The organism is Phocaeicola faecicola (genome assembly GCF_013618865.1).
GTDB lineage: Bacteria > Bacteroidota > Bacteroidia > Bacteroidales > Bacteroidaceae > Phocaeicola > Phocaeicola faecicola.
Genome location: NZ_JABSOE010000128.1, coordinates 1 through 3,520 on the forward strand (window position 1 = coordinate 1; position 3,520 = coordinate 3,520).

Sequence of the window (3,520 nt, forward strand, 5' to 3'; positions counted from 1 at the left end):
GCCGAACCGATAGACGTGTATCCGCTTCTGCGTCCGTTTGCGATAGGCATCTGCATCATGCTTTTCCCGACCCTGGTACTCGGAACGATGAATACGGTGCTGAGTCCGATTGTGCAGGGAACCCACAAGATGCTTGAGGGGCAGACGATGGACATGCAGCAGTACCGTGAGCAGAAGGACAGGCTGGAACGTGAAGCCATGCTCCGCAATCCGGAAACGGCCTATCTGGTCAGCGATGAGGAGTTTGACCGTCAGCTGGACGAGCTCGGATGGTCGCCCGATGCCATGGCAACCCGCATGGGCATGTATATGGAAGTGGGCATGTACAATCTGGAAAAGAATATCCGGGATGCCTTCCGCAGTCTGCTGGAACTGCTTTTTGCCGCGGCATCCCTGCTTATAGATACGGTAAGGACCTTTTTTCTGGTTGTATTGTCCATCCTTGGTCCCATTGCTTTTGCCTTCAGCGTGTGGGACGGTTTCCAGTCCACGCTCAGCCAGTGGTTCACACGTTACATTTCCGTCTATCTGTGGCTTCCCGTGAGTGACCTTTTCAGCTGTATGCTGGCCAAGATTCAGGTGCTCATGCTGCAGAACGACATCCTGGAGCTCCAGAACAATCCGAACTATTCGCTGGACAACTCCAATTCGGTATATGTGATCTTCATGCTGATAGGTATCATCGGATATTTTACCGTGCCGACCGTGGCCGGATGGATTGTGCAGGCAGGCGGTGCCGGAAACTACAACCGCAACATCAACCGTACCGCGACCAAGGCCGGAGGATTTGCAGCCGGTGCCGCAGGTTCCGGACTGGGAAATATCGGAGGGCGTCTGCGTGGAAAATAAACAGAACAGGAACATAAAAATCATGAAAACAGATGGAATTCAAATCACTGACCAATATTGAAAGCAGTTTCAGACGGATACGCCTGATGCTTGCGGTCTTTGTCGGATGCTGCACGCTTGTGACCGTCTTTGCCCTGTGGAACTCATACCGCTTTGCGGAGAAACAGCGTGAGAAAATTTATGTACTCGATGGCGGCAAGTCACTGATGCTTGCCCTTTCGCAGGATCTTTCACAGAACCGTCCGGCTGAAGCCAGGGAGCATGTAAGAAGGTTCCATGAGCTCTTTTTCGGGCTGTCGCCACAGAAGGATGCCATTGAGCACAATATCAACCGTGCCTTGCAGCTGGCGGACAAAAGCGCCTATCATTACTATGTGGATTTTGCCGAGAAAGGGTATTATAACCGTCTCATTTCCGGTAATATCAATCAGGTGGTACGGGTGGACAGCGTGGTCTGCGACTTTTCCGGATACCCCTACAGGGCCAGGACGTATGCCCGCCAGATGATTATCCGTGAGAGTAATGTGACGGAACGTTCGCTGGTGACTGACTGCCAGCTTCAGAATACGTCCCGTTCCGATGACAACCCCAACGGCTTTATCATCGAACATCTGACCATACTGGAAAACAAGGACATAAGGAGCGTAGAGCGATGAAAAGGAACCTGACGAGACAGGCGGACCTTCAACTCAGGAGGTTCTGCCACAGACTTACCGTTAAACAGCGCAAGGCCGTTCTCTGGATACTGTTTGTCCCGTTTGCCGCCGCATGTGTCTATACGGCATGCAGACCGTTTATAGGCAGTAAGAACCAGGAGTCCGGAATGGAATTTATGGAAAAGGATTCACTCCGTATGGAGTTCATTCAATCTATTGTAAGAAATGGAGAAAGAAAAAGTCAAGAAAGTAATGGAACGGCTGATGAAACCGTTCAGGCTCCGGTCCTCAAAGGACAGGAAGCCGCTGAGTGAGGAACAGAAACGCAAACGCGCCGGATTTGTTGTGTATCCTCTGATGTTCCTGCTGTGTCTGGGAAGTTTCTATCTGATATTCTCACCTTCCGGGCAGGAACGGGAGCGGCAGGATAAAGGACAGGGATTCAATACGGAAATCCCTTCTCCCGAGGACAGCCGCCTGGAAGGAAACAAGAAGGATGCCTATGAAAAGGCTCTGATGGAACAGGAAAGCAGGAAAAGGAAGACATTCTTTGAAGCTGCGGAGTCCATGTTTGCCAAAGAGGAACGGAAAGACAGTGTCCGTCTTCCCGATAACATTCCACCGGAGAGGCAAACAAACACGGAAACGGAAACAGAAAAAGGCAATGCCGGACCGGTCAGTTCCTCGGCCGGAGCCTACCGTGAGATGAACCGTACGCTGGGAAGCATCTATGAACCGCGGACCGATCCGGAAAAGGAAAGGCTTCTGGAAAGGATTGAGGAACTGGAGCGTATGCAGCAACAGCAGCAGAAACAGGAGCCACTGTCAGGCATGGAGGAAAAGATGGCCCTGATGGAAAAATCCTACGAACTGGCCGCCAAATACAATAACCGTCAGGCAGTGGAGACTCCTTCTCCCGTCAGAAAAGCGGAGGACAAAAAAGCCATACCGGTGAAACAGGTTCACAATGAGGTGGTATCCTCGCTTTCCAGACCTATGAGCGACGAAGAGTTCATATCCGCCTTTTCGGGAGAACGCAATGCCGGTTTCAATACGGCTGTCGGCCGGAAGACAGTAACGGAAGGCAATACCATTGCTGCCTGTGTACACGGTACGCAGACCGTATCCGACGGACAGGCCTTGCGCCTGCGGCTTACCGAGCCCATGTCTGTTGCCGGACGTTTCATACCGAAAGGGACCGTACTGGTAGGTGGCACACGCATACAGGGTGAACGGCTGGAAATCATGGTCAATGCCGTGGAATACAAGGGAACTATCCTGCCGGTGGAGCTGGAAGTCTATGATCTGGATGGACAGCAGGGAATCCTGGTGCCGGGTTCACTGGAATATGACGCTGCCAGAGAGATTGCCGCCAACATGGGAACCTCGATGAACAGTAGCATCAACATTTCCACCGATGCCGGGGCGCAGATTGCCTCTGATCTGGGAAAAGGTGTAATACAGGGCGTTTCCCAGTACATATCCAAACGGATGCGTACGGTAAAGATTACTTTGAAGGCCGGACACCGGGTTCTGCTCCATTCACCGGAGAAATGAAATACAGGAAACTATGAAAGAAAAGACAACCATTAAACAAAAGCACATGAAGAAGATTCTGATGATGTTTGCCCTTTTGCTGGGCGTATCGGCTGTCTGGGCGCAGCAGAGTAGCGGTGATTATTATGAGGGGCTGACCCGCAAGATCGGTTTCAGCCAGATGATTCCGCCGCACGGACTGGAAATAACGTATGACAAGACCGTCCATGTCATTTTCCCGGCTCCGGTCAAGTATGTGGATCTCGGTTCTACAAACCTGATAGCCGGCAAGGTCGACGGTGCCGAGAATGTAATCCGAGTAAAGGCCACGACACGCAATTTCAGGGAGGAAACCAATATGTCTGTAATAACCGAAGACGGGAACTTCTATACATTCAGTGCGCCCATAATAGGGGCTTGATAATAATCACACTGGCAAGTGATTAGGTTAGTATTCCAATTAAGAAACCTATCCCAAA

Annotated in this window: 3 protein-coding genes and 1 pseudogene; all 4 read left to right on the forward strand. The window is 51.2% G+C overall.

The window, feature by feature from the left end; translation table 11 throughout:
• Nucleotides 1-849 (forward strand): conjugative transposon protein TraJ (gene traJ / locus H3001_RS18855; RefSeq protein WP_181215771.1); only part of this gene is annotated, 849 nt, incomplete at its 5' end.
• Between the two features lie 32 nt (nucleotides 850-881).
• Entirely contained in the window at nucleotides 882-1,505 is a 624-nt protein-coding gene (gene traK, locus H3001_RS18860; protein WP_004326315.1) for a conjugative transposon protein TraK, read from the forward strand.
• A 225-nt stretch (nucleotides 1,506-1,730) separates the two neighbouring features.
• A complete protein-coding gene (gene traM / locus H3001_RS18865) occupies nucleotides 1,731-3,062 on the forward strand; it encodes a conjugative transposon protein TraM (protein ID WP_374956565.1) in 1,332 nt (443 codons plus the stop codon).
• 46 nt (nucleotides 3,063-3,108) lie between these two features.
• A pseudogene (locus H3001_RS18870) lies at nucleotides 3,109-3,441 on the forward strand (DUF4138 domain-containing protein); the annotation flags it as partial.
• Nucleotides 3,442-3,520: the final 79 nt, after the last annotated feature.